The sequence below is a fragment of the Pseudomonas sp. AG1028 genome, assembly GCF_007993955.1.
Lineage (GTDB): Bacteria > Pseudomonadota > Gammaproteobacteria > Pseudomonadales > Pseudomonadaceae > Aquipseudomonas > Aquipseudomonas straminea.
This window is the reverse complement of sequence record NZ_VIVP01000008.1, coordinates 111,407-134,886: the sequence shown is the minus strand read 5'-3', so window position 1 is coordinate 134,886 and position 23,480 is coordinate 111,407. Positions and strand designations below refer to the sequence as shown.

Annotated in this window: 25 protein-coding genes; 20 read left to right on the top strand and 5 right to left on the bottom strand. The window is 62.9% G+C overall.

The features are described from left to right. Positions 1 to 304 precede the first annotated feature (304 nt). From FB481_RS14830 to azu, 6 genes are all read left to right on the top strand, one after another. Positions 305 to 1,426, top strand: coding sequence for a branched-chain amino acid ABC transporter substrate-binding protein (locus FB481_RS14830; RefSeq protein ID WP_147176903.1), 1,122 nt, complete (start codon positions 305 to 307; stop codon positions 1,424 to 1,426). A gap of 337 nt (positions 1,427 to 1,763) precedes the next feature. Next, positions 1,764 to 2,678, top strand: coding sequence for a branched-chain amino acid ABC transporter permease LivH (locus FB481_RS14825; protein WP_147176902.1), 915 nt, complete (start codon positions 1,764 to 1,766; stop codon positions 2,676 to 2,678). Positions 2,679 to 2,682: 4 nt separating this feature from the next. After that, positions 2,683 to 3,957: a high-affinity branched-chain amino acid ABC transporter permease LivM gene (gene livM / locus FB481_RS14820; RefSeq protein WP_147176901.1), complete on the top strand. Its 1,275-nt coding sequence runs from the start codon at positions 2,683 to 2,685 to the stop codon at positions 3,955 to 3,957. Then, positions 3,954 to 4,826 (top strand): ABC transporter ATP-binding protein, encoded by an 873-nt coding sequence (locus tag FB481_RS14815; protein ID WP_027904479.1) that lies wholly within the window; start codon positions 3,954 to 3,956, stop codon positions 4,824 to 4,826. The genes livM and FB481_RS14815 overlap by 4 nt, the downstream gene beginning before the upstream one ends. Then, positions 4,823 to 5,551 carry an ABC transporter ATP-binding protein gene (locus tag FB481_RS14810; protein ID WP_147176900.1) on the top strand — a complete coding sequence of 243 codons (729 nt, stop codon included), beginning with the start codon at positions 4,823 to 4,825 and terminating at the stop codon, positions 5,549 to 5,551. The genes FB481_RS14815 and FB481_RS14810 overlap by 4 nt, the downstream gene beginning before the upstream one ends. 393 nt (positions 5,552 to 5,944) lie before the next feature. Beyond that, entirely contained in the window at positions 5,945 to 6,394 is a 450-nt protein-coding gene (gene azu, locus FB481_RS14805) for an azurin (protein WP_013789880.1), read from the top strand. Positions 6,395 to 6,919: 525 nt separating this feature from the next. Here the strand turns inward: azu and FB481_RS14800 are convergent. Both FB481_RS14800 and FB481_RS14795 read right to left on the bottom strand, forming a co-directional pair. Next, the gene (locus tag FB481_RS14800) at positions 6,920 to 7,555 is read right to left on the bottom strand and encodes a TetR family transcriptional regulator (RefSeq protein ID WP_147176899.1); all 636 of its coding nucleotides are present in this window, start codon (positions 7,553 to 7,555) and stop codon (positions 6,920 to 6,922) included. Positions 7,556 to 7,642: 87 nt separating this feature from the next. Then, the gene (locus FB481_RS14795; protein WP_147176898.1) at positions 7,643 to 8,083 is read right to left on the bottom strand and encodes a YhcB family protein; all 441 of its coding nucleotides are present in this window, start codon (positions 8,081 to 8,083) and stop codon (positions 7,643 to 7,645) included. 173 nt (positions 8,084 to 8,256) lie between these two features. Between FB481_RS14795 and FB481_RS14790 the strand changes: the two genes are divergently transcribed. The 3 genes from FB481_RS14790 to zapE all read left to right on the top strand — a co-directional run bounded on the left by FB481_RS14790 (position 8,257) and on the right by zapE (position 11,570). Next, positions 8,257 to 8,886 (top strand): alpha/beta hydrolase, encoded by a 630-nt coding sequence (locus FB481_RS14790; protein ID WP_147176897.1) that lies wholly within the window; start codon positions 8,257 to 8,259, stop codon positions 8,884 to 8,886. 62 nt (positions 8,887 to 8,948) lie between these two features. Beyond that, entirely contained in the window at positions 8,949 to 10,298 is a 1,350-nt protein-coding gene (locus FB481_RS14785; RefSeq protein ID WP_147176896.1) for a tryptophan--tRNA ligase, read from the top strand. 177 nt (positions 10,299 to 10,475) lie between these two features. After that, positions 10,476 to 11,570 (top strand): cell division protein ZapE, encoded by a 1,095-nt coding sequence (gene zapE / locus FB481_RS14780; RefSeq protein ID WP_027904474.1) that lies wholly within the window; start codon positions 10,476 to 10,478, stop codon positions 11,568 to 11,570. A gap of 72 nt (positions 11,571 to 11,642) precedes the next feature. On the opposite strand, the gene FB481_RS14775 is transcribed toward zapE, so the two are convergent. Then, complete coding sequence (locus FB481_RS14775; RefSeq protein WP_178109889.1) at positions 11,643 to 12,554, bottom strand: GlxA family transcriptional regulator; 912 nt, start codon at positions 12,552 to 12,554, stop codon at positions 11,643 to 11,645. Between the two features lie 489 nt (positions 12,555 to 13,043). Between FB481_RS14775 and nfi the strand changes: the two genes are divergently transcribed. Beyond that, positions 13,044 to 13,751 carry a deoxyribonuclease V gene (gene nfi, locus FB481_RS14770; protein ID WP_147176894.1) on the top strand — a complete coding sequence of 236 codons (708 nt, stop codon included), beginning with the start codon at positions 13,044 to 13,046 and terminating at the stop codon, positions 13,749 to 13,751. 218 nt (positions 13,752 to 13,969) lie between these two features. Here the strand turns inward: nfi and FB481_RS14765 are convergent, their stop codons facing one another. Beyond that, positions 13,970 to 15,007, bottom strand: coding sequence for an NADP(H)-dependent aldo-keto reductase (locus tag FB481_RS14765; protein WP_147176893.1), 1,038 nt, complete (start codon positions 15,005 to 15,007; stop codon positions 13,970 to 13,972). 246 nt (positions 15,008 to 15,253) lie between these two features. On the opposite strand from FB481_RS14765, the gene rplM reads away from it, so the two are divergent. The 10 genes from rplM to FB481_RS14715 all read left to right on the top strand — a co-directional run bounded on the left by rplM (position 15,254) and on the right by FB481_RS14715 (position 22,468). After that, the gene (rplM, locus tag FB481_RS14760; protein ID WP_013789889.1) at positions 15,254 to 15,682 is read left to right on the top strand and encodes a 50S ribosomal protein L13; all 429 of its coding nucleotides are present in this window, start codon (positions 15,254 to 15,256) and stop codon (positions 15,680 to 15,682) included. A gap of 14 nt (positions 15,683 to 15,696) precedes the next feature. Next, positions 15,697 to 16,089: a 30S ribosomal protein S9 gene (rpsI, locus tag FB481_RS14755; RefSeq protein ID WP_013789890.1), complete on the top strand. Its 393-nt coding sequence runs from the start codon at positions 15,697 to 15,699 to the stop codon at positions 16,087 to 16,089. A gap of 476 nt (positions 16,090 to 16,565) precedes the next feature. After that, positions 16,566 to 17,159, top strand: coding sequence for a ubiquinol-cytochrome c reductase iron-sulfur subunit (gene petA / locus FB481_RS14750; RefSeq protein ID WP_093505321.1), 594 nt, complete (start codon positions 16,566 to 16,568; stop codon positions 17,157 to 17,159). Further along, positions 17,159 to 18,385, top strand: coding sequence for a cytochrome bc complex cytochrome b subunit (locus tag FB481_RS14745; RefSeq protein WP_013789892.1), 1,227 nt, complete (start codon positions 17,159 to 17,161; stop codon positions 18,383 to 18,385). The genes petA and FB481_RS14745 overlap by 1 nt, the downstream gene beginning before the upstream one ends. After that, a complete protein-coding gene (locus FB481_RS14740) occupies positions 18,385 to 19,167 on the top strand; it encodes a cytochrome c1 (protein ID WP_147176892.1) in 783 nt (260 codons plus the stop codon). Before FB481_RS14745 ends, FB481_RS14740 begins: the two co-directional genes overlap by 1 nt. A 263-nt stretch (positions 19,168 to 19,430) precedes the next feature. Continuing rightward, positions 19,431 to 20,048 carry a glutathione S-transferase N-terminal domain-containing protein gene (locus FB481_RS14735; RefSeq protein WP_013789894.1) on the top strand — a complete coding sequence of 206 codons (618 nt, stop codon included), beginning with the start codon at positions 19,431 to 19,433 and terminating at the stop codon, positions 20,046 to 20,048. A 48-nt stretch (positions 20,049 to 20,096) separates the two neighbouring features. Next, the gene (locus tag FB481_RS14730; RefSeq protein WP_147176891.1) at positions 20,097 to 20,507 is read left to right on the top strand and encodes a ClpXP protease specificity-enhancing factor; all 411 of its coding nucleotides are present in this window, start codon (positions 20,097 to 20,099) and stop codon (positions 20,505 to 20,507) included. Between the two features lie 295 nt (positions 20,508 to 20,802). Further along, the gene (locus tag FB481_RS14725; protein WP_147176890.1) at positions 20,803 to 21,168 is read left to right on the top strand and encodes a BON domain-containing protein; all 366 of its coding nucleotides are present in this window, start codon (positions 20,803 to 20,805) and stop codon (positions 21,166 to 21,168) included. A gap of 53 nt (positions 21,169 to 21,221) precedes the next feature. Continuing rightward, complete coding sequence (locus FB481_RS14720) at positions 21,222 to 21,419, top strand: CsbD family protein (protein WP_093505313.1); 198 nt, start codon at positions 21,222 to 21,224, stop codon at positions 21,417 to 21,419. 149 nt (positions 21,420 to 21,568) lie between these two features. After that, positions 21,569 to 22,468, top strand: a complete 900-nt coding sequence (locus FB481_RS14715; protein WP_147176889.1) for a hypothetical protein — start codon at positions 21,569 to 21,571, stop codon at positions 22,466 to 22,468. Between the two features lie 21 nt (positions 22,469 to 22,489). On the opposite strand, the gene FB481_RS14710 is transcribed toward FB481_RS14715, so the two are convergent. Beyond that, a complete protein-coding gene (locus FB481_RS14710; RefSeq protein WP_147176888.1) occupies positions 22,490 to 23,440 on the bottom strand; it encodes a threonine dehydratase in 951 nt (316 codons plus the stop codon). Positions 23,441 to 23,480: the final 40 nt, after the last annotated feature.

Below are 23,480 nucleotides of genomic sequence, written 5' to 3'. Positions count from 1 at the left end.
TAAGCTTTGGCCGGCAAAACGGCAGCCATTCACAAGCCTACAAGCAGCTTGTCCAAGGTTGTGCAGTGTTTCTCTCGGTTGCACCAGCATGGACGGTGCGCTGCTCGGTCGCGGTGCGTCTGTGGCGGCGATTTGGCGTGATCGTGGCGCCTTTTCTATCGAAAGTGACGCATTGAGCCATGACACCTGCGGTTACATCGCCGTCAACCTCGACTTTCGTCTAGAAGTTTCAAACGGTCGTGCGAATGGCATAGCGCTTGCTCAAGCAGGCGGGCCAATCCTAAAACTCCTCAGGAGCACGTCCATGCCTCACACGTCTTTCAAGAAAGGTTTCTTGGCGCTCGCGATCACTGGCGCACTGGGTTTTTCCTCGCTGACTCACGCGGACATCACCATTGGTGTCGGCGCGCCGATGACCGGCGGCAACGCGGCGTTCGGTGACCAGTTGTGGCGCGGTGCCGAGCAGGCTGCGGCGGATATCAACGCGGCGGGCGGTATCAATGGCGAGAAGATCAAGCTGGTGAAGGGCGATGACGCCTGTGAGCCGAAGCAGGCTGTTTCGGTGGCCAACCGTATGGTCGATGCGGACAAGGTGGTGGCGGTGATCGGGCACTTCTGCTCGTCGTCGACCATGCCGGCGTCGGAGGTGTATGACGAGGCGGGCATTCTGGCGATCACCCCGGCGTCCACCAACCCGCAGGTTACCGAGCGCGGCCTGACCGCGATGTTCCGCATGTGCGGCCGTGACGACCAGCAGGGCATCGTTGCCGGCGATTACATCGTCGACGTGCTCAAGGCCAAGAAGGTTGCCGTGGTGCACGACAAGGACACCTACGGCCAGGGCCTGGCTGACGCCACCCGTGCGCAGCTCAACAAGCGCGGCGTGAAGGAAGTGATGTACGAAGGTCTGACCCGCGGCGAGAAGGACTTCAACGCCCTGGTCACCAAGATCCGCGCCAGCGGCGCCGAGGTGGTCTACTTCGGTGGTCTGCATGCCGAGGCCGGCCCGCTGGTTCGCCAGATGCGCGAGCAGGGCGTGACCGCCAAGTTCATCTCCGGCGACGGCATCGTCACCGACGAGATGGTCGGCACCGCCGGCGGCCCGCAATACGTCGATGGCGTGCTGATGACCTTTGGCGCCGACCCGCGCCTGATCCCGGACGGCAAGGCGGTGATCGAGAAATTCCGCGCCAATGGCTACGAGCCGGAAGGCTACACCCTGTACTCCTACGCCTCGATGCAGGTGGTGGCTGCCGCGTTCGGCGCCATCAAGGGTACCGACGGTGCCAAGGCTGCTGAGTGGCTGAAGGCGCATCCGGTGCAGACGGTGATGGGCAAGAAGGAGTTCGACGAGAAGGGCGACCTGAAAGTCTCCGACTACGTGATGTACCAGTGGGGCGCTGACGGCAAGTACAAGCAGCTTTAAGAGAAGGGTTTAAGAGAGGCGGGTAGAAGTGGTGTATCGCCTGTGTGGGAGTGGCTTTAGCCGCGAGCTTTTCAGTTTGTAGGGTGGACGGCGCTTTATCCGTCCACCGTGCTGTAACCGCCATGGTGGACAAAAAGAGCATTGCCCACCCTACAACTGATTTCGCGCGCTGTGCGCGCGAATCGCGGGCATGGCCCGCTCCCACAAATTACTGCTCCATCTCAACCCTGCCACTCGTGAACAAACCTCCAAACCCGGCGGGCCATGACCTGCCGGGGCTGCTGGAGTCGCCTGGCGACCCTGCGCTTCTTTCCGTCACGGACTCAGAGATTTTTCAATGGACGGTATCTTCCTGCAGCAACTGGTCAACGGCCTGACTCTAGGTTCGGTCTACGGCCTGATCGCCATCGGCTACACCATGGTTTACGGCATCATCGGCATGATCAACTTCGCCCACGGCGAGGTGTACATGGTCTCGGCCTACCTCGCCGCCATCGCCATCGCCGTACTGGCCTTCTTTGGTGTGCATTCCTTCCCGCTGGTGATTCTCGGCACGCTGGTGTTCACCATCGTGGTCACCGGGGTGTACGGCTTCGCCATCGAGCGCATCGCCTACAAGCCGCTGCGCAACTCCACGCGCCTGGCGCCGCTGATCAGTGCGATCGGCATGTCGCTGATCCTGCAGAACTACGTGCAGCTCAGCCAGGGTGCGCGGCAGCAGGGCATCCCGACCATGCTCGAAGGCGCGCTGCGCCTGCACGTGGGCGATGGCTTCGTGATGATCACCTACACCAAGCTGTTCATCATCGCCGCGGCCATCATCGGCATGCTGGCGCTGACCTTCATCATCCAGAAGACCCGCCTGGGGCGCATGTGCCGCGCCACCCAGCAGGACCGCAAGATGGCGCAGATCCTCGGCATCAATACCGACCGGGTGATCTCCTACGTGTTCGTCATCGGCGCCTCCATGGGCGCGCTGGCCGGGGTGCTGATCACCCTCAACTACGGCACCTTCGACTTCTATGCCGGCTTCATCATCGGCATCAAGGCCTTCACCGCGGCGGTGCTCGGCGGCATCGGTTCGCTGCCCGGCGCGATGCTCGGCGGGCTGATCCTCGGCGTGGCCGAAGCGCAGTTCTCCGGGATGGTCAATTCCGACTACAAGGACGTGTTCAGTTTCTCGCTCTTGGTGCTGATTCTGATCTTCCGTCCCCAGGGCCTGCTGGGCCGTCCTCAGGTAACCAAGGTGTGATGCCGTGAGTACGACTTCTATCGATGTGAAAAAGAGCCTGGTCGATGCGCTGATGGCCGGGTTGATCGCCCTGATCGTGTTCGGCCCGGTGGTGGGCGTGGTGCTCAAGGGTTACGACTTCACCCCGCAATTCGACCGCGTGGCCTGGATGGTCGGCGTGGTGATGGTGGGCCGCTTCGTGCTCAGCCTGTTCCTGCAAACCCCGAAAGGCCGCGTGGTGCTGGAGGGCTTCGAGCGCTCCGGTGGCGGCGTCGGCGTGCAGCCGCCGGGCTACGTGTCGCGCATGCGCTGGATCATTCCGGGGCTGATCGTGCTGGCTTTCATCTTCCCGTTCTTCGCCAACAAGTACCTGTTGACGGTGATCATCCTCGGCCTGATCTACGTGCTGCTCGGCCTTGGCCTGAACATCGTGGTCGGCCTGGCCGGTTTGCTCGACCTGGGCTTCGTGGGCTTCTACGCCATCGGCGCCTATGGCCTGACCATGGGCTACGAATACCTGGGCCTGGGCTTCTGGAGCCTGTTGCCGCTGGCGGCGGTCATGGCAGCGTTCGCCGGGATGATCCTGGGCTTTCCGGTACTCAGGATGCACGGCGACTACCTGGCCATCGTCACCCTGGGCTTCGGCGAAATCATCCGTCTGGTGCTGACCAACTGGCTGGAAGTCACCGGCGGGCCCAACGGCATGAGCGCGCCGTCGCCGACCTTCTTCGGCCTGGAGTTCGCCCGCCGTGCCAAGGACGGTGGCGTGCCGTACCACGAGTTCTTCGGCATCGCCTATAACCCCAACATGAAGTTCCTGTTCATCTACACCGTGCTGGTGTTGGTGGTGCTGCTGGTGCTGTACGTCAAGCATCGCCTGACCCGCATGCCGGTCGGCCGCGCCTGGGAAGCGTTGCGTGAGGACGAGATCGCCTGCCGCTCCATGGGCCTAAACCACGTACTGGTCAAACTCTCGGCCTTCATGCTCGGCGCCTCGACGGCAGGCATCGCCGGGGTGTTCTTCGCCACCTACCAGGGCTTCGTCAACCCGACCTCGTTCACCTTCTTCGAGTCGGCGCTGATCCTCGCCATCGTGGTGCTCGGCGGCATGGGCTCGACCGTGGGCGTGGTGATCGCCGCGTTCGTGCTGACCATCGCCCCGGAGCTGCTGCGCAGCTTCGCCGACTACCGTGTGCTGCTGTTCGGCATGCTGATGGTACTGATGATGATCTGGCGACCACGCGGGCTGATTCGCATCAACCGCATCGGCATCGCCCCGCGTAAAGGAGTCGCGCCATGAGTGACAACATCCTCTCGGTCGACGGCCTGATGATGCATTTTGGCGGCATCAAGGCGCTCAGCGACGTCAACTTCTCGATCAAACGCCACTCCATCTCGGCGCTGATCGGCCCCAACGGCGCCGGCAAGACCACGGTGTTCAACTGCCTGACCGGCTTCTACTCGGCCACCGGCGGCAAGATCATGCTCAATGCCCAGGGTCGGCAGACCGACGTCATCCAGATTCTCGGCGAGCCGTTCCAGGCCGACGATTTCGTGAAGCCGGCGCAGTTCGGCTCACGGCTCTGGTACAAGATGTTCGGCGGCACCCATCTGGTGAACCGTGCAGGTCTGGCGCGCACCTTCCAGAACATTCGCCTGTTCAAGGAAATGACCGTGCTGGAAAACCTGCTGGTGGCCCAGCACATGCTCGCCGAGCGCAGCATGATTAAGGGCATTCTCAACACGCCCGGTTACCGGCGTGCCGAGAACAAGCTGCTGGACACCGCCTTCTACTGGCTGGAAGTGGTCGACCTGGTCGAGCAGGCCAACCACCTGGCCGGCGAGCTTTCCTACGGCCAGCAGCGCCGCCTGGAAATCGCCCGCGCCATGTGCACCGGCCCCGAGCTGATCTGCCTGGACGAACCCGCCGCCGGCCTCAACCCGTCGGAAACCCACGCCCTGAGCAAGATCATCCGCCTGCTGCGCGACGAGCACGGCATGACCGTGCTGCTGATCGAGCACGATATGGGCATGGTGATGAGCATCAGCGACCACATCATCGTCCTCGACCACGGGCTGGTGATCGCCCAGGGCGGCCCGGACGCCATCAAGAACGACCCGAAAGTGATCGCTGCCTACCTCGGCGCGGAAGAGGAGGAAGTGGCATGAGCGACGTGAATACGGCACCGCTGCTGGCGTTCAAGGACGTCGACGTGCATTACGGGCAGATTCAGGCGCTGAAGAAGGTCAACCTGCACATCAACGCCGGTGAAACGGTGAGCCTGATCGGCGCCAACGGCGCGGGCAAGTCCACGTTGCTGATGTCGATCTTCGGCCAGCCGCGGGCCAGCGGTGGGCAGATTCTCTACCGCGGCGAGGACATCACCCGCAAGAGCACCCACTTCGTGGCGTCCAACGGCATCGCCCAGTCGCCGGAAGGGCGCCGGGTGTTCCCGGACATGAGCGTGGAAGAGAACCTGCTGATGGGCACCATCCCCATCGGCGCCAAGCATGCCGACGAAGATATGCAGCGCATGTTCGACCTGTTCCCGCGGCTCAAGGAGCGACGCAACCAGCGGGCGATGACCATGTCCGGCGGTGAGCAGCAGATGCTGGCCATCGCCCGAGCGTTGATGAGCAGGCCCAAGCTGCTGCTGCTCGACGAGCCGTCGCTGGGCCTGGCGCCCATCGTGGTCAAGCAGATCTTCGCCACCTTGCGCGAGCTGGCGCAGACCGGCATGACCATCTTCCTGGTCGAGCAGAACGCCAACCATGCGCTGCGCCTGAGTGATCGGGCCTACGTGATGGTCACCGGAGAAATCCGCATGACCGGCACCGGCCAGGAGCTCTTGGGCAACCAGGATGTGCGCAACGCCTATCTGGGCGGGCATTGAGGCGCTGATACCGTTTAACGCACGGCTCGCGTTGAAACGGCAACAGACCCAGGCAACACAACGGCCGCTGCAGAGCGATGCCCTGCAGTGGCCGTTGTATTTCCGGTCGATTTAACTGGCGCTGCCGCTGGCTGCCTGTGCGTAAGCGGCGAACCAGTGCTGCAGGTTCTCGATGACGGTCATGATCGTTCTCCTTGCGATTCTGAGCTTTAGCCTACGCCCCGCCTAATCATTCGGCTGCTTGCTTGTCCGGATCGTTTCGATAGTTTTTCTGGATGGCCTTTCAGGTGGCGATGTGGCTGGCCTGCGGTCTGTTGCCTCAGGTCATGGGAAATGCCCGCCCGATAGGGCACCCTGCAGGCTGTGAACGTTTTTACTGCCAAGGAGACTCCCATGATTCGCAAGTTTGCCGTCGCCTCCGTGCTGGCTCTGCTCAGTGCGCCGCTGTTGGCTGCCGAGTGCTCGGTGGAGGTGCATTCCACCGACCAGATGACCTTCGATACCAAGGAGATCAAGGTCAGCAAGAGTTGCAAGACCTTCACCATCGACCTCAAGCACGTCGGCAACCTGCCCAAGCACGTGATGGGTCATAACCTGGTGGTGGCCAAGACCGCCGACGTGCAGGCGATCAGCGCCGACGGCATCGCGGCTGGAGTCGACAAGGATTACCTGAAGCCCGATGACGCCCGGGTGATCGCCCACACCAAATTGATCGGCGGTGGCGAATCCGACTCGGTGACCTTCGATGTCAGCAAGCTGGACGCTGCAGACTCGTACCAGTTCTTCTGCTCCTTCCCCGGCCATGCCGCGCTGATGAAGGGCGCGTTGACCCTGGTCGACTGACTCCCGTCTTCCTATCAAGGCCGCTGCTAGTCAGCGGCCTTTTTATTTGTGCATGAAAATCAGCGAGTTGTACGGGTTACCCACAGGGCCTGTTGATAAGCCTGTATCGATCATGTGAATAAGGCCCTGAAGCGCTCTGGCGACGTGGTCTGCCGCGCATAGCGCTATTTTTGATCAGCGCTGATAACGCTTTGCAAACAAGATGTTAGTTGAGTGAAGAGCGTGGTTATCAACTTTTCCCCGGTTGCTGTGCGCAGTACTGTGGATAAGGTGAGCATGCCCGGCTGCAGGCCTCTGGATGTGAGGCTTACAGGCGATTGATCGTTATTTGATCAGTCCGTCGGGAGGCGAAAAAACACTGCCACGTCAACAATTACTTCAACGATTTCAGTGCGTTGAAGGCGACTTACAGCAAGCTTGTCCACGGAAGGTGTGGAGCACGCTGTGGATAAGGTGCGCGCATTGTCTTCCAGGCCAAGAGCCGTGGGTGCTGGCGCGGGCTGGTCGTTTTTTGCTCAGTGCGGTTCAGCGCTTGTCGCTGGCACTCAGGCCGCGCCAGCGTTTGGCGCCGATCAGGATAAAACGCAGCTGCTCGATCATCTTGGTTTCCGGCCGGCGGTGGGCGGGCAGGGCGGTGGCCTGCGGGTCGATCAGCTCGGGCAGGGTGGCGAACACGGTCTTCACCACCAGGTCGGCCAGCATGCTGCGCGCCGCTTCGTCGAGGTGCTGCAGCTTGGGCATCAGGCTCAGGTCGCTGGTCAGGTCGGCGGCGATGTCATCACGAAAGGTCGCCAGTGCCTGGCGTACCGGCAGCGAGCCACCGTACTGCTCGCGGGCCAGAAACAGGAACTGGCCGCGGTGCTGCTCCACGGCGCGCAGGAAGATCTGCACCGAGGCATCGATGATGCCGCCCAGCTCGAACTCGTTGCGGCGCACCTGGCGCAGGGTGGTGCGGAAGGTTTCGCCGACCTCGGCCACCAGGGCCAGGCCCAGGGCGTCCATGTCCTTGAAGTGGCGGTAGAAACCGGTAGGCACGATACCGGCGGCCCGCGCCACTTCACGCAGGCTCAGGCTGCTGAAGGCCCGGCCGCTGTCCAGCAGCTCACGCGCGGCGTCCATCAGCGCCTGGCGGGTGGGGTGGTGGGACTGGCGTGCTGGCATGAATCACGTCCTTGTCGGTGTCGATGCTCCATCCTAAAACAAAAAACCCCGCCAAGGGGCGGGGTTCGGGTATCGCAGGCTAACGGCTCAGTAGCGATTTTTCAGGCCGTAGCTCTCGTCGAGCATGCCCGGCACGTCGCCGGTCTTGGGTGCATAGTCCTTGGGGATTTCCATGTCGCGCGGCGGCGTAAGGCGTTCGCGCTTTTCGCTGCTCGGCTCGGCGTGCAGGGTGGCGAGCAGGCGCTGGCGGGTCACTTCGTCGAGCGCCAGGCGGTCGGCACCATGAGACAGGTGCTCCTGAACGTCGTGATAGCTCTGGGTCAGTTTCTTGACCAGATTGGCGGTGGTGTTGAAGTGGGTGACCACTTCGTTCTGATAGGCCTCGAAACGTTCCTGCATCTCGTCCAGCTGGCGCTGCGTGCGGCCGGGGGCGGCATTGGGCGCGAGACGGGCGATCAGGAAACCGATGGCGATGCCAGCGACCAGGGTAAGTGCCGGTAGCAACCAGGCGGTGAGCGTCTGTTCCACGAGTCCTTCCTCTCTAAACGGCTTTGCTTTACGTTAACGGCTGGAACCTGCGCTGTACACCGCTAAGTGCGTGTAGGCGAAGGTGTTTTAAGGTGTTTACCCGGCAACGCGCAGACGCGGTGCGGGTACATCGTTCGACGAGTCGACCCGATTGAAGGTCACGGAGTTCACTGTTGCTGATCCGCGAAACCCCCACGATGATCGACGGCCCGAGCGGCCAGCTGGAAGCCCTTTGCCTGGAAGTCGCCGACGCCCGCGGCGTCGCGCTGATCTGCCACCCCAACCCGGTACAGGGCGGCACCATGCTCAACAAGGTGGTGTCGACCCTGCAGCGCACCGCCCGCGATGCCGGCTATCACACCCTGCGTTTCAACTACCGCGGCGTGGGCGCCAGTACCGGCAGTCACGACATGGGCACCGGTGAAGTCGACGACGCCGAAGCCGTCGCCAACTGGCTGCGCGAGCGCTACCCGGATCTGCCGATCACCCTGATGGGCTTTTCCTTCGGCGGCTTCGTGGCTGCCGCCCTGGGCGGTCGCCTGGAACAACAGGGCGTCGAGCCGGCGAAGCTGTTCATGATCGCCCCGGCCGTTACCCGCCTGACCGCCGAAACACCGCCGGCCAAGCGCTGCCCGTTGGTGGTGATTCAGCCGGACGCCGATGAGGTGATCGAGCCGCAGCGCGTCTACGACTGGTCAGCCGACCTCGGGCGTGCCCACGAACTGCTGAAAGTGGCAGAATGCGGCCACTTTTTTCACGGCAAGCTGACCGATCTCAAGGATCTGCTGCTGCCTCGCCTCTGATCTGCCATGTGCCGCCCTGGCACGGCATATCCCAAGATGGTCCACGTAAAGCGAACCTGAACATGACCACTCGTATCCTTACCGGCATCACCACCACCGGCACGCCGCACCTGGGCAACTATGCCGGCGCGATTCGCCCGGCCATCGTCGCCAGCCGCCGCGCCGACATGGATTCCTTCTACTTCCTGGCCGACTACCACGCGCTGATCAAGTGCGATGACCCAGCACGCATCCAGCGCTCGCGCCTGGAGATCGCCGCCACCTGGCTGGCGCTGGGCCTGGACACCGACAAGGCGACCTTCTATCGCCAGTCCGACATTCCGGAAATCCCCGAGCTGTGCTGGCTGCTGACCTGCGTGGCCGGCAAGGGCCTGCTCAACCGCGCCCACGCCTACAAGGCCTCGGTGGACAAGAACGTGGAAGCCGGCGAAGACCCGGACGCCGGTGTGACCATGGGCCTGTTCAGCTACCCGGTGCTGATGGCCGCGGACATCCTGATGTTCAACGCCCAGAAGGTGCCGGTCGGCCGCGACCAGATCCAGCATGTGGAAATGGCCCGCGACATCGGCCAGCGCTTCAACCACCTGTTCGGTCAGGGCAAGGACCTGTTCAAGCTGCCCGAAGTGGTGATCGAGGAAGACGTCGCCACTCTGCCGGGCCTCGACGGCCGCAAGATGAGCAAGAGCTACGACAACACCATCCCGCTGTTCGGCAGCTCCAAGCAGCTCAAGGACGCCGTGGCGCGCATCGTCACCGACTCCCGCCAGCCGGGCGAGGCGAAGGATCCGGACAACTCGCACCTGTTCACCATCTACCAGGCCTTTGCCGCGCCGACCCAGCAGGCGGATTTCCGTGCCGCGCTGCTCGGCGGTCTGGCCTGGGGCGAAGCCAAGCAGGCGCTCTATGAACTGCTGGAAGCCGAACTGGGCGAGGCCCGCGAGCGCTACCACGCCCTGATCGCCCGCCCGGCCGATCTGGAAGACATCCTGCTGGCCGGCGCCGCCAAGGCGCGCAAGATCGCCACGCCGTTCCTCGGTGAGCTGCGCGAAGCGGTGGGCCTGCGCTCGTTCCGCGAGCAGGTGCAGGTGGCCGCTGATACCAAGAAGAAGGCTGCCAAGCGCGCCCGCTTCGTCAGCTTCCGCGACGAGGATGGCAGCTTCCGTTTCCGCCTGCTCGATGCCGACGGCGAGCAGCTGCTGCTGTCGCCATCCTTCGCCGACGGCAAGGCAGCCGGGCAGGCGAGCAAGCGCCTGCAAAGCGGCGAGCCGCTGGACATCCGCGTCCAGGGCGAGGCCTTTGGCGTGTGGCTGGACGACCAACTGGTCGGCGAAAGCCCGGCCTTCGCCGACACCGCGGCTCTCGAGGCTGCCATCGCCCGGCTGCGTGACGCCCTGGCGCCGGAAGAAGCCTGAGACCATTGGCGCGCGCCGCGGTCTGAGCCTGCGCGCCGGCGGATGCCGAATCCGCCCGGCGCCTGCGCTGCCCAGGGGGGGCGAGGCTAAAACCTCGCCAGCCATAGGGCCTATTTGCCAATCCCCGGGGGCGTCGTTAAAGTGTCGCCCCCGCTTCACTTGCCCGGTTTTCGCACTATGACTCCGCTCGAACGCTACCAGGCCGACCTCAAACGTCCGGACTTCTTTCACGATGCCGCCCAGGAAAAGGCCGTGCGCCACCTGCAGCGCCTGTATGACGAGTTGATCGCTGACGAGCGCAACAAGCCCGGCGTGCTCGGCAAGCTGTTCGGCAAGAAGTCCGTCACCCCGGTCAAGGGCCTGTATTTCTGGGGCGGCGTCGGCCGTGGCAAGACCTACCTGGTCGACACGTTCTTCGATGCCCTGCCGTTCAAGGAAAAGGAACGCACGCACTTTCACCGCTTCATGAAGCGTGTGCACGAGGAAATGCGTTCGCTCAAGGACGTCAAGAACCCGCTGACGGTGATCGGCAAGCGCTTCTCCGAGCAGTTCCGGGTGATCTGCTTCGACGAGTTCTTCGTCTCCGACATCACCGACGCGATGATCCTGGCGACCCTGCTCGAAGAGCTGTTCAAGAACGGCGTGACCCTGGTGGCCACCTCCAACATCGTGCCCGACGGCCTCTACAAGGACGGCCTGCAGCGCGCGCGCTTCCTGCCGGCGATCGAGCTCTTGAAGGTGCACACCGAGATCGTCAACGTCGACAGCGGCATCGACTACCGCCTGCGCGCCCTAGAGCAGGCCGAGCTGTTCCACTTCCCGCTGGGCGAGGCGGCCGAGCAGAGCCTGGAAAAGAGCTTCAAGAGCCTGCTGCACGAGAACACCGGCGTGCAGGAAAACGAATCGCTGATGATCGAGAACCGCGCCATCGTCGCGCGCAAGGTCGGCGGTGACGTGGGCTGGTTCGATTTCCGCGAGCTGTGCGACGGCCCGCGCAGTCAGAACGACTACATCGAGCTGGGCAAGATCTTCCACTCGGTGATCCTTTCCAACGTCGAGCAGATGAGCGTGGCCAAGGAAGACATGGCGCGGCGCTTCATCAACCTGGTCGACGAGTTCTACGACCGCAACGTCAAGCTGATCATCTCCGCCGAAGTGGAGCTCAAGGATCTGTACACCGGCGGGCGCCTGAGCTTCGAGTTCCAGCGTACCCTGAGCCGCTTGCTGGAAATGCAGTCCCACGAGTTCCTGTCGCGCCCGCACAAGCCCTGACCGGTACGCCGCGACGGCAAAGGCCGCATGCCCGCTTCCACATCGGAAGCACGGCGTGCGGCCTTTTTTGTTTCAGCCGGCGGGCTGCACCTGCTGCTGGAACTGCTGGCGGTAGTGGTTGGGCGACAGCCCCGTGTGCTGGCGGAACAGGCGGGCGAAGAAGCTGGCGTCGTCGTAGCCGATTTCATAGCTGACCGCCTTGATGCTTTTCGCCGATGACGACAGCAGCCCCTTGGCGGTTTCGATGCGCAGGCGCTGCAGGTAGTACAGCGGCTTGTCGCCGGTGGCGGCGTGGAAACGGCGCATGAAGTTGCGGATGCTCATGCCGTGGTCGCGGGCCACGTCCTCGAAGCGAAAACGTTCGGCGAAGTGCTCCTCGAGCCACTGCTGGATCTGCAGGATCTTGGTGTCCTGATGCTGCTTCTGGCCGCCGAAACCGATACGCCCCGGCGTGTAGCTGCGGCGCACTTCGTAGAGGATGTCGCGGGCCACGCTCTGCGCCACGCTGGTGCCGCAGAAACGCTCGATCAGGTAGATGTACAGATCGCATGCCGAGGTCGGGCCAGCCACGCAGTAGAGGTTGTCGGCGTCGGTCAGGTGCTTGTCCTGATTCAGCACCACCTGCGGAAAGCGCGTGGCGAATTCGCTGAAGAAGCGCCAGCAGGTGGTCGCCTCCTTGCCATCGAGCAGGCCGGCGGCGGCCAGCCAGTACACCCCATTGGCCTCGCCGCACAGGCTGGCGCCAGCGGCGTGGCGGTCGCGCAGCCAGTCGAACACCTGCGGGTAGCGGCTGCACAGGGCGTCGTAGTCGTCCCAGAAGGCCGGCAGGATGATCAGCTGAGCTTGGTCATCGAGGGGGCCGTCGACCGGTAGCTGTACGCCGCTGAAGCTGGTGACGGGCAGGCCGTCCGGGCTGACCAGGCGCACTTCGAAGGTCGGCACCAGGCCGAGGCCCTGCTGCTTGCCATGGCGCAGGCCGGCCATATGGAAGAAATCTCTGGCCTGCATAAGGGTCGAAGCGAATACGCCGGGCGTGGCGAGGATGCTCACGCGCGTGAGCGGGGACGGGCTGGGCATGGCTGTTGTTCTTGTTCGAGTGATAGGGTCGGCCTAGGGTCTGTTCCCGTTTCAGCGCAAGCCGCGTTGCCGCGAGAAATGGCCTCCGGTTAGGCGCAGGACGCAGGGAATGGTTGCCCCCTTGCCAAGTCCTGTAACGACAGCGGAGGCCATTTCCCGCGCAACCCGAAGGGCCGGGCCAGTTTTTGTGCGATGCGGCGTTACTCGATGGCTCATTTGGCCAGCCAAACTTCGCATCTCGTGCCTTGCCTCGCGCAAAAACTGGCTCCGGCGCGGCCGTGCGTGAAACGGGAACAGACCCTGTGGTAAAGCCGTCAGGTTCCGGCTGAATCGTCTTCTTTTATCCGGGCTGCGTCCAGCCCGGTCTTGCAATGCCGTGATGGGGGATAGGTTGTCATGCTGAGTTTTGCCGAGTTGGCCGCATCGCCATTCGCCGAGTGGGACGGCACACCCGCCGCCGCGAGAGTCCTGCAGAAGGAGCTGGCCGCACAGGTGCGGCTGGAGGACGACTTTGCGCCGTTGCGTCTGCTGGCCGGCGTGGATGTGGGCTTCGAGGAGGGCGGCGAGATCACCCGCGCCGCCGCCATCCTGCTGGATGCCGAAACCTTGCAGCCGGTCGCCGAATGCGTGGCGCGCATCCCCACCAGCATGCCGTACGTGCCGGGGCTGTTGTCGTTTCGCGAATTGCCGGCGTTGCTGTCGGCGTTGGCGGGGCTTCCCCAGGAGCCTGACCTGATCGTCGTCGACGGCCATGGCATCGCCCATCCCCGTGGGCTGGGCATTGCCGCGCACCTGGGCGTGGTCACCGGCCGGCCGACCATCGGCGTGGCGAAGAAGATCCTCACCGGCCACCACTGCGAGCTGGGCGAGGAACGCGGTGACAAGGTGGAGTTGCTCGACCGCCAGAACCGGCAGATCGGCTGGGTGCTGCGCAGCAAGCGCAAGGTACGGCCGCTGATCGTCTCGCCGGGGAACCGTGTGAGCATGCACAAGGCGGCGGAGTTGGTGTTGAGTTGGGATCGGGGCTATCGGCTGCCGGAGCCGACTCGGCTGGCGGATCGTTTGGCTTCGCGGCGCGATGCCAAAGGGCCGAATTTGCTTTAGGTAGGAGGAGGGCGTGGCGAGGTGATGGGTTGTCACCTACGCGGCACGACCCATCCTACGGTCTGCTCTTGTGGGAGCGGGCCATGCCCGCGATTCGCGCGCATGGCCCGCTCCCACAGGGAGATGTGATGGGTTATCACCTACGCGGCCCGACCCATCCTACAGTCGGCATCCCGTAGGGTGGGTGCGAACTTACCACCATACTTAATCCTGAAAGATCAGGGCGCCGGGTTGGGCTGCGCCTTGTGGATCGCCTCGATGCCTTTGAGCACGTCATCGCTGAGGGTCAGCTCGCTGCTGGTCAGGTTGGCCTCCAGTTGCTCCAGCGAGGTGGCGCCGATGATGTTGCTGGTCACGAACTGGCGGCTGGTCACGAAGGCCAGGGCCATTTGCGCCGGGTCCAGGCCATGTTCGCGGGCCAGGGCCACGTAGCGGGAGCAGGCGGCCACGGTTTCCGGAGCGTTGTAACGCTGGAAGCGCTCGAACAGGCTCAGGCGCGCATTCGCCGGGCGGGCGCCGTTCTCGTACTTGCCCGAGAGCATGCCGAAGGCCATGGGCGAGTAGGCCAGCAGGCCGCATTGCTCACGGATCGAGACTTCGGCCATGCCCACTTCGTAGCTGCGGTTGAGCAGGTTGTAGGGGTTCTGCACCGACACCACGCGGGACATGCCGCGGGCTTCGGCCAGCTGCAGGAGTTTCATGGTGCCCCACGGCGTTTCGTTGGAGAGGCCGATGTGGCGGATCTTGCCGGCCTTGACCTGCTCGTCCAGCGCTTCGAGGATTTCCTCGATGGGCGTGGAGTCGCTTTCCTGATGCTGGTAGCCGAGCTGGCCGAAGAAGTTGGTCGGGCGCTCCGGCCAGTGCAGCTGATAGAGATCGATCCAGTCGGTTTGCAGGCGTTTGAGGCTGGCATCCAGGGCGGCGACGATGTGCTGGCGGTTGTGCTTGAGCTGGCCGTCGCGGATGTGGGTGATGCCGTTGCCGGGGCCGGCGACCTTGCTGGCCAGGATCCAGTCGGCGCGGTCGCCGCGCTGCTTGAAGTACTCGCCGATTATCTGTTCGGTCTTGCTGTAGGTCTCGGCGCGCGGCGGCACCGGGTACATTTCGGCGGTGTCCATGAAGTTGATGCCGTAGGCCTTGGCGCGGTCGATCTGCGCGAAAGCTTCGGCGGCAGTGTTCTGCTCACCCCAGGTCATGGTGCCCAGGCACAGGGCGCTGACATTGAGATCGGTGCGGCCGAGCTGGCGGTATTGCATGGGAGCCTCCTCTGACAAAAGGCCCATACAAGCAGGTTGAAATTTTTTTCGCAATCAGGATAATCCGCGTCCTCTTTCTGCGGTGGAAGTGATGCGCCGCCTGCCGAAGAATCTTGCCGTACGCGGACGCGCTGACCCGAGCCCCCGATAGCGCCCGCATCCGGCTGCCTTTGACTTGTCAAAGTACGCACTATTCAGTAAGATCCGCCGTCTATTTTTGCTGGGCGGCCCCTGAGGCTATAAAGAATGAAAACTTTTACCGCTAAACCGGAAACAGTAAAACGCGACTGGTTCGTCGTTGACGCTGCTGGTCAGACCCTGGGTCGTCTGGCTACAGAAATCGCGAGCCGTCTGCGTGGCAAGCACAAGCCTGAGTACACCCCTCACGTTGACACCGGCGACTACATCGTCGTTATCAATGCCGAGCAGGTACGTGTAACTGGCGCTAAAACCAGCGACAAAATGTACTACTCCCACTCCGGTTTCCCGGGCGGCATCAAGTCGATCAACTTCGAGAAGCTGATCGCCAAGGCCCCTGAGCGCGTGATCGAGACCGCGGTTAAAGGCATGCTGCCGAAGAACCCGCTGGGCCGCGACATGTACCGTAAGCTGAAAGTGTATGCGGGCGCTGCTCACCCTCACACTGCTCAGCAGCCTCAAGAACTGAAGATTTAACGGAATAGTTCATTATGTCGGCGACTCAAAATTACGGCACTGGCCGTCGCAAGACTGCAACCGCACGCGTTTTCCTGCGTCCGGGCACTGGCAAGATCTCCATCAACAACCGCACCCTGGACACCTTCTTCGGTCGTGAAACTGCCCGCATGGTAGTTCGCCAGCCGCTGGAGCTGACCGAGACTGTCGAGAAATTCGACATCTACGTTACCGTCATCGGCGGTGGTGTGAGCGGTCAAGCTGGTGCGATCCGCCACGGCATCACCCGCGCTCTGATGGACTACGACGAGACTCTGCGTCCGGCTCTGCGTAAAGCAGGCTACGTGACCCGCGATGCTCGTGAAGTCGAGCGTAAGAAAGTCGGTCTGCGTAAAGCGCGTAAGCGTCCTCAGTACTCCAAGCGTTAATTCGCTGCTGTACTCGAAAACGCCCAGTTTCCTCACGGAGCTGGGCGTTTTTTATGGCAGGTCATTTTTGCTGGCCAGCCTCTGGGCATTCGCCCGTGATGTTTTTCATTGCTGCTCCAGGCTACATCGTTACCTGTCTGCTCTGCCCGAGCGCTGACGTGCGCCGGCTACCCACCGCTTCGTTGATGCGCGTCATGAGTCGCCCGGCTGGCCTATGCGAATCTCGCGCCGGATTGCAGTAGCGCCGCTTTAGGCGCACGGCCACGACCTTCTACCTGTGCATGCCGCCGATCAAACGGCTGGGCCGTATGGCCGGGGCAATGGATTAAAGTCGCCGATGAACGTCGAATGGATGCGCCTCCGGCCGAACGAGCAGGGTAGGCGCCGCGCCTGCGCCGGCCGCTGCTGCGCGCTGACCAACACGTACTAATTAGAGGCCTGCACAACAGGCCGGAAAGCCGATGGGAGACGACTGAATGAGCAATGACGGCGTGAATGCGGGCCGGCGTCGCTTTCTGGTGGCAGCCACTTCGGTGGTTGGGGCCGCCGGGGCGGTGGGGGCTGCAGTTCCGTTTGTAGGGTCGTGGTACCCGAGTGCCAAGGCCAAGGCCGCCGGCGCGCCGGTCAAGGTGAACGTCGCCAAGATCGAGCCGGGCCAGCAGATGGTGGCCGAATGGCGGGGCCAGCCAGTGTTCATCATGCGGCGTACCGAAACGATCCTCGCGAACCTCACGAAGATCGAAGGGCAGCTGGCTGATGCCGACTCCCAGCACTCGGTGCAGCCGGGTTACGTCGACCCGAAAACGCGCTCGATCAAGCCGGAAATCCTCCTCTTGGTCGGGCTGTGCACGCACCTGGGTTGCTCGCCGTCGTTCCGCCCCGAGGTGGCTCCGACGGATCTTGGCGAGAACTGGGTAGGCGGCTACTTCTGCCCCTGCCACGGCTCGCGCTACGACCTTGCCGGGCGCGTGTACAAGTCGCAGCCGGCGCCGCTGAATCTGCCGGTGCCGCCGCACCGCTACGAGTCGGCTGAGGTGATCATCATCGGCGTGGATCAGGAGCAAGCATGATGAGCAAATTCATGGACTGGGTGGACGCGCGCTTTCCCGCCACCAAGATGTGGAACGACCACCTCGCCAAGTACTACGCGCCGAAGAACTTCAACTTCCTGTACTTCTTCGGCTCCCTGGCCCTGCTGGTGCTGGTCAACCAGCTGCTCACCGGCGTGTGGCTGACCATGAGCTACAACCCGACTGCCGAAGGTGCCTTCGCCTCGGTCGAAGGGCTGATGCGCGATGTGCGCACCGGCGATACGCCCCACGGCGCGATCCTGCGCTACATGCACTCGACCGGCGCTTCGGCGTTCTTCATCGTCGTCTACCTGCACATGTTCCGCGGCCTGCTCTATGGCTCGTACCAGAAGCCCCGCGAGCTGGTGTGGATCTTCGGCATGCTGATCTACCTGATGCTGATGGCCGAAGCCTTCATGGGCTATCTGTTGCCGTGGGGACAGATGTCCTATTGGGGCGCCCAGGTGATCATCTCGCTGTTCGGCGCCATTCCCTATATCGGCGATGCGCTGACCGAGTGGATTCGCGGCGACTACCTGATCTCCGGCATCACCCTCAACCGCTTCTTCGCCTTGCACGTGGTGGCGCTGCCGATCGTCATCCTCGGCCTAGTGGTGCTGCACATCCTGGCGCTGCACGAGGTCGGCTCGAACAACCCGGACGGCATCGACATCAAGAAGTACAAGGACGAGAACGGCATTCCCCTCGACGGCATTCCCTTCCACCCTTACTACACGGTCAAGGATATCGTCGGCGTAGTGGTGTTCCTGTTCGTGTTCTGCTTCGTGGTGTTCTTCTTCCCGGAGATGGGCGGCTACTTCCTCGAAAAGCCCAACTTCGAGCAGGCCAACCCGTTCAAGACCCCCGAGCACATCGCCCCGGTGTGGTACTTCACGCCGTTCTACGCGATCTTGCGCGCCATCCCCGACAAGCTGATGGGCGTGATCGCCATGGGCGCCGCCATTGCCGTGCTGTTCGTGCTGCCCTGGCTGGACCGCAGCCCGGTGCGCTCGATGCGCTACAAGGGCTGGCTGAGCAAGCTGTGGCTGCTGGTGTTCTGCGTGTCCTTCGTCATCCTCGGCGTGCTCGGCGTCCTGCCGCCCACGCCGGGCCGTACGCTGCTGTCGCAACTGTGCACGGCGCTGTATTTCGCGTACTTCATCCTGATGCCTTTCTACACCAGGATGGAAAAGACCAAACCCGTTCCTGAAAGGGTGACCGGCTGATGAGAAAGCTATTCGCTGCATGTGTGGTCGCGCTGTTGCCTGCCTTCGCCCTGGCCGCCGGTGGCCACGGCGTGGCCCTGAACAAGGCCGATATCGACCTGACCGACAAGGCCGCGCTGCAGGACGGCGCACGGACCTTCGCCAACTACTGCATGGGCTGCCACAGCGCCAAGTTCCAGCGTTACGAGCGCGTCGCCGCCGATATCGGCGTATCCGAACAGCAGATGCTGGACAACCTGGTGTTCACCGGCGCCAAGATCGGCGACCACATGAACATCGGCATGAAGCCCGAGGACGCCAAGCGCTGGTTCGGCGCCGCACCGCCGGACCTGACCCTGGTCGCCCGGGTGCGTGGCAACGACTGGCTGTACACCTACCTGCGCACCTTCTACGACGACCCGGCGCGGCCCCTGGGCGCCAACAACCTGGTGTTCCCCAACGTCGGCATGCCCAACGTGCTGGGCCGCCTGCAGGGCCGCCAGTACATGGGCTGCAAGCAGGTGCAGGTGGTCGATGGCGGCAAGAAGCAGTACGACCCGCTGACCGGCACGCCGCTGACCCAGGAGGCTTGTGATCAGTTGGTGCTCGAGCCCAACAGCGGCCAACTGAGCCCTGAGGCCTTCGATGACAAGGTGCGCAACCTGGTGACCTTCCTGGCCTACTCGGCGGACCCCAACAAGCTGCACATGCAGCGCATCGGTACCTACGTGCTGATCTACCTGGCGTTCTTCTTCGTCTTTGCCTACCTGCTCAAGTGCGAATACTGGAAGGATGTGCATTAAAAACTACCTGCGTTGCCATCGCAGCGTTAAAAACAGGCGAAAAATGCTCATGTACTACTCGTACACTCCGCTTTTTCGCCTGTTTTTGCCTCGCGCTGGCTGCCTCGCCTACGTTTTTAAACTGTTCGTCCGGTATCATGCTCAGCCCGCGTATCCCGCGGGCTTTTTTATGCCCTGAACATTCATCTCAGGGACTGCCGGGAACCGTCGCTAACAATAGCGCTTCCCGGTGCGTTCACGTTTCACGAATCTGGAGGATCGCCTTGGCTGCGACCAACCGGTTGGCCTGTTATTCCGACCCTGCCGACCACTACTCTCACCGCGTCCGCATCGTGCTTGCCGAAAAGAGCGTGGTTGTGGAAATCATCGATGTGGAGCAGGGCCGCTTCCCCAACAAGCTGCTGGAAGCCAACCCCTACGGCACCTTGCCGACCCTGGTCGACCGTGACCTGGCGCTCTACGAGCCAACGGTGATCATGGAGTACCTGGAGGAGCGCTACCCCCATCCGCCTCTGATGCCGGTGTATCCGGTAGCGCGCGGCAACACCCGCCTGCTGATGCACCGCATCCAGCGCGACTGGTGCTCGCTGGTCGACCTGATTCTCGACCCGCGCAGCAAGGAGCCGGCCCGGGTGCAGGCGCGCAAGGAATTGCGCGAAAGCCTCACGGGGGTGTCGCCGCTGTTTGCTGAGAAACCATTTTTTCTCAGCGACGAGCTGAGCTTGGTAGACTGCTGCCTGTTGCCGATCCTCTGGCGCCTGCCGCTGCTGGGGATCGAACTGCCAAGGCCGGCCAAACCGCTGCTCGATTACATGGACCGGCAGTTCGCGCGCGAAAGTTTTCGCCAGAGCCTGTCGTCCGTCGAACGAGCCATGCGCTGATCCATTTTTCCGGTGCGCCGCCGTTGCGCGCCACGTTCAGGAGGTTTGATGAACTCCAGTCGTCCTTATCTGATTCGCGCGCTCTACGAGTGGATCGTCGACAACGATTGCACCCCGCATCTGCTGGTCAATGCCGAGTATCCGGGCGTTCAGGTACCGAGCAAGTTCGTCAGCGACGGGCAGATCGTACTCAATGTATCACCCACCGCTGTGCGCGAACTATCGTTGGGGCTCGATGCGGTCAGCTTCGAAGGTCGCTTCGGTGGCGTCGCCCACAGCCTGTTCGTGCCGTCTGCCGCGGTTCTGGCGATCTATGCACGCGAGAATGGCCAGGGCATGGTCTTCGATCAGGAGCCGCCTCCGGTGGAGAGCGAAATCGAGGAGGTCGAGGACGAGCCGACCCCCGATGACGAGCCGCCGCGGCCCAGTGGACGACCGAGCCTGAAGGTCGTCAAATAAGGCCTGCGCTGCGTCGCCAACCAAAAATGCCGGTCTTCTGACCGGCATTTTGCGTTTCAGGCGATCAAAAAGCTGCTTGCATGATGGCATTAAGTCACTTCGTGCAATCTGCCTGAGCCGTTGCGCTTGGTTTTGCAGTTTGCACGGAGTCAGAGAATGTCAGTATTAAATAAGTTATTGATATTTAAGTGTTATTTTTATTTTAAAAACCTGGCACAGCGCTTGCGATATTCATGGGGAAGCCACAATCCTGAAGTTGGATGTGGCGAACTTGAACGAAACAGGAGTGTTGCCCATGAAACTGCCAGTCAATAAGTTCGCTTTTGCCGCTATCACTGCGACCGCTCTGAGCTTGTCCGTTGCGGGTACCGCTTTCGCTGACACCTACAACAGCACCCAGCCGACCATGCTGGCTGCCAATTCCATGGACAAGGCTGAAGAAGCTGTTTCCGATACCTGGATCACCAGCAAGGTCAAATCGTCCTTCCTGGCTGACGACGGCCTCAGCGCTCTGGACATCAAGGTCGAGACCAACAAAGGCGTGGTTTCCCTGTCCGGCGTAGTCAAGACCGAAGCCGAGCGTGATCTGGCTGTTGCCAAGGCCAAGGAAATCAAAGGCGTTCAAGCGGTTTCCGCTGACGGCCTGAAAGCTGCCGACTAATCATGCCTAGCCGGCAGGCCATTGCGGCCTGCCGCTCTCCTTGGAGAATGATCATGAATTCCGACATCATCAAAGGTAAGTGGAAGCAACTCAGTGGCGACATGAAAGCGCGCTGGGGCAAGCTGACCAACGACGACGTGGATGTCGCCGAGGGCCATAGTGAATACCTGGCGGGTAAACTGCAGGAGCGCTATGGCTGGACCAAGGAAAAGGCCGAGGAAGAACTGCGCGATTTTCGTAGCAAGTACTGACCTCGCTGCTGGTCGCTACCAGCGTGATACGCGAAGCCCCGGCCCATGCCGGGGCTTCGTGCTTTCTGCCTGCCGCTCGGCAGCAGGGCTTCAAGATGTCGTCTGGCGAGCCGATACTCTGTGCACATTCGCCAGGCACAGGACGTAGCATGTCGGCCATCACCCCCTCGGGCGCAAGCTCCGCGCCACCGGTTAGAACCACAGCTGCAACCACTGCGAAGCCAGGCAAAGGCGAAGCCGGGAAGGCGGCCAGCGAGCCGGAGCAGCAGCCCTCGGTAACCGTCACCCTCAGCGAATACGCCCAGAAGCGTGCGAAGAGCATGCGCGATGCCTTTGGCAAGCTGCGCGAGATGCAGGCCAGGCAGGACGAGTCTCGCAAGGATGCCGCGCGCCAGCGCCTGGAAGACATCAAGCGCCGTATTGAAATGCTCAAGCAGCTGGTCGTGGCGCTCGGGCCCTCTGCTGCCAAAGGCGCGCTGCGGCAGATCAAGCAACTGGCACAGGAACTGGGGCAGGCTGCAGCGGTGCTCAAGGAACCCTCTGGTGGCACAGCCTCATCGGTCGGTATGGGCGCCAAGGCCGGCGAGGGCGAAAGTACGGCGGCGCAGGAGACGGTCACGGCCGAGGCGGTGAGCGAGGCAGAGCCGACTGCCGAGGTGGTGGTCGAGCCTGAGGCAGTAGCTGAAAGCTCCGAGGTGAATGCCGAGACGGCCGAATTGGCGGCCGGTGAAGAGGCCGAGCAGGAAGACGAACCGGAGCAGGATGCCGAAGAGCAGGCCCAGGCCGCGATCAGCCAAGCCCGCCAGGAGCGCAACGAGCGTCAGCGCCGTGCCGACGCCGAAGAGCTGAAGAAGGTCGCCGCCCAGCTCAAGCAGCTGCTGGCCATGGTGCGCTCGCAGATCAGCGGCAAGCCGGGCGAAGAGAACAAGAAACTCATGGAAGGCATCGACAAGCAGCTCGCCGAGGTCGAGAAAGCCGCAGGCGAAATGGCTGGCGGCGGTTTGTCCCTGTCCGTTTCGGTCGGCGCGACGCTGTCGATCAGCGTTTAGCTGGCTCGGGTGGACGGCGGCTCAGGCGAGGATCGCCGCCAGCGCCGCGCGGTCGACGTTGGCGCCGCTTAGCACCACGGCGGCGCGCTCGCCACGGTTTATCTCTCGCTCCTGAATCAATGCCGCCAGGGCTGCCGCGCCGGCGCCTTCTGCGAGGTTGTGGGTGTCTTCGTGGTAGATGCGCATGGCCTGGCGGATCTCGTCGTCGTCGACCCGCACGATGCGCGCCGCGCCTGCGCGAATGATTTCCAGCGCTTCGGGCTGCGGCATGCGGCAGGCCATGCCGTCGGCGATGGTGTCGGCGCTGTCGGTGCAGATGATCCGCCCGGCGGCGAAGCTCTGCGCATAACCATCGGCGGCGGCGCTGACCACACCGATCACCTCGGTATCCAGGCCGAGCAGGTCGCGGGTACGGATTACCCCGCAGATGCCTGAGCCCAGGCCGATGGGCACATAGATGCGCTTGAGCGGCGGCGCGGCCTCGAACAGCTCCAGCGCATAGGTGGCAACGCCGCGGATCAGATCCGGATGCAGTGAGGGCACGAAGTGCAGGCCACGTTGCACTGCCAGCTCGGCTGCCCGGGCGCGGGCGGCATCGAAGTCGCGACCATGCTCGATCACCTCGGCGCCCAGCGCGGCCATGGCGGCATTCTTCTCCCGTGCATTGCCTTCAGGCACCACGATGACGATGGGTAATCCGGCCTTGCGCGCCGCTAGCGCCATGCTTTGCCCATGGTTGCCGCGGGTCGCCGAGATCAGCCCGCTGATGCCCGGCTCGCGGCGCAACAACTGGTCCACATAGACCAGCCCGCCGCGCACCTTGAAGGCGCCAGTCGGGGTGTGGTTCTCGTGCTTGACCCACACTTCGCAACCCAGGCGCTCGGCCAGCAGCGGCCAGGCGAACTGCGGCGTCGCCGGAATGCTCGGGCGGATCAGGGTAACGGCTTGGCGCAGGGCGGCGAGGTCGAACATCGGGTAGTGCTCCGGGCGGGCTTTGACCAGATGCTACGGC

Coding starts and splice junctions, on each gene's coding strand:
- FB481_RS14800 (WP_147176899.1), bottom strand. CDS start 7,555: ATGCCAGCACGCCAGTCCCACCACCCCACCCGCCAGGCGCTGATGGAC.
- rplM (WP_013789889.1), top strand. CDS start 15,254: ATGAAAACTTTTACCGCTAAACCGGAAACAGTAAAACGCGACTGGTTC.
- rpsI (WP_013789890.1), top strand. CDS start 15,697: ATGTCGGCGACTCAAAATTACGGCACTGGCCGTCGCAAGACTGCAACC.
- FB481_RS14740 (WP_147176892.1), top strand. CDS start 18,385: ATGAGAAAGCTATTCGCTGCATGTGTGGTCGCGCTGTTGCCTGCCTTC.
- FB481_RS14715 (WP_147176889.1), top strand. CDS start 21,569: ATGTCGGCCATCACCCCCTCGGGCGCAAGCTCCGCGCCACCGGTTAGA.
- FB481_RS14765 (WP_147176893.1), bottom strand. CDS start 15,007: ATGCAATACCGCCAGCTCGGCCGCACCGATCTCAATGTCAGCGCCCTG.
- FB481_RS14825 (WP_147176902.1), top strand. CDS start 1,764: ATGGACGGTATCTTCCTGCAGCAACTGGTCAACGGCCTGACTCTAGGT.
- FB481_RS14810 (WP_147176900.1), top strand. CDS start 4,823: ATGAGCGACGTGAATACGGCACCGCTGCTGGCGTTCAAGGACGTCGAC.
- FB481_RS14815 (WP_027904479.1), top strand. CDS start 3,954: ATGAGTGACAACATCCTCTCGGTCGACGGCCTGATGATGCATTTTGGC.
- FB481_RS14720 (WP_093505313.1), top strand. CDS start 21,222: ATGAATTCCGACATCATCAAAGGTAAGTGGAAGCAACTCAGTGGCGAC.
- FB481_RS14785 (WP_147176896.1), top strand. CDS start 8,949: ATGACCACTCGTATCCTTACCGGCATCACCACCACCGGCACGCCGCAC.
- FB481_RS14730 (WP_147176891.1), top strand. CDS start 20,097: ATGAACTCCAGTCGTCCTTATCTGATTCGCGCGCTCTACGAGTGGATC.
- zapE (WP_027904474.1), top strand. CDS start 10,476: ATGACTCCGCTCGAACGCTACCAGGCCGACCTCAAACGTCCGGACTTC.
- FB481_RS14830 (WP_147176903.1), top strand. CDS start 305: ATGCCTCACACGTCTTTCAAGAAAGGTTTCTTGGCGCTCGCGATCACT.
- FB481_RS14725 (WP_147176890.1), top strand. CDS start 20,803: ATGAAACTGCCAGTCAATAAGTTCGCTTTTGCCGCTATCACTGCGACC.
- FB481_RS14775 (WP_178109889.1), bottom strand. CDS start 12,554: ATGGCCGGCCTGCGCCATGGCAAGCAGCAGGGCCTCGGCCTGGTGCCG.
- azu (WP_013789880.1), top strand. CDS start 5,945: ATGATTCGCAAGTTTGCCGTCGCCTCCGTGCTGGCTCTGCTCAGTGCG.
- nfi (WP_147176894.1), top strand. CDS start 13,044: ATGCTGAGTTTTGCCGAGTTGGCCGCATCGCCATTCGCCGAGTGGGAC.
- petA (WP_093505321.1), top strand. CDS start 16,566: ATGAGCAATGACGGCGTGAATGCGGGCCGGCGTCGCTTTCTGGTGGCA.
- FB481_RS14745 (WP_013789892.1), top strand. CDS start 17,159: ATGAGCAAATTCATGGACTGGGTGGACGCGCGCTTTCCCGCCACCAAG.
- FB481_RS14710 (WP_147176888.1), bottom strand. CDS start 23,440: ATGTTCGACCTCGCCGCCCTGCGCCAAGCCGTTACCCTGATCCGCCCG.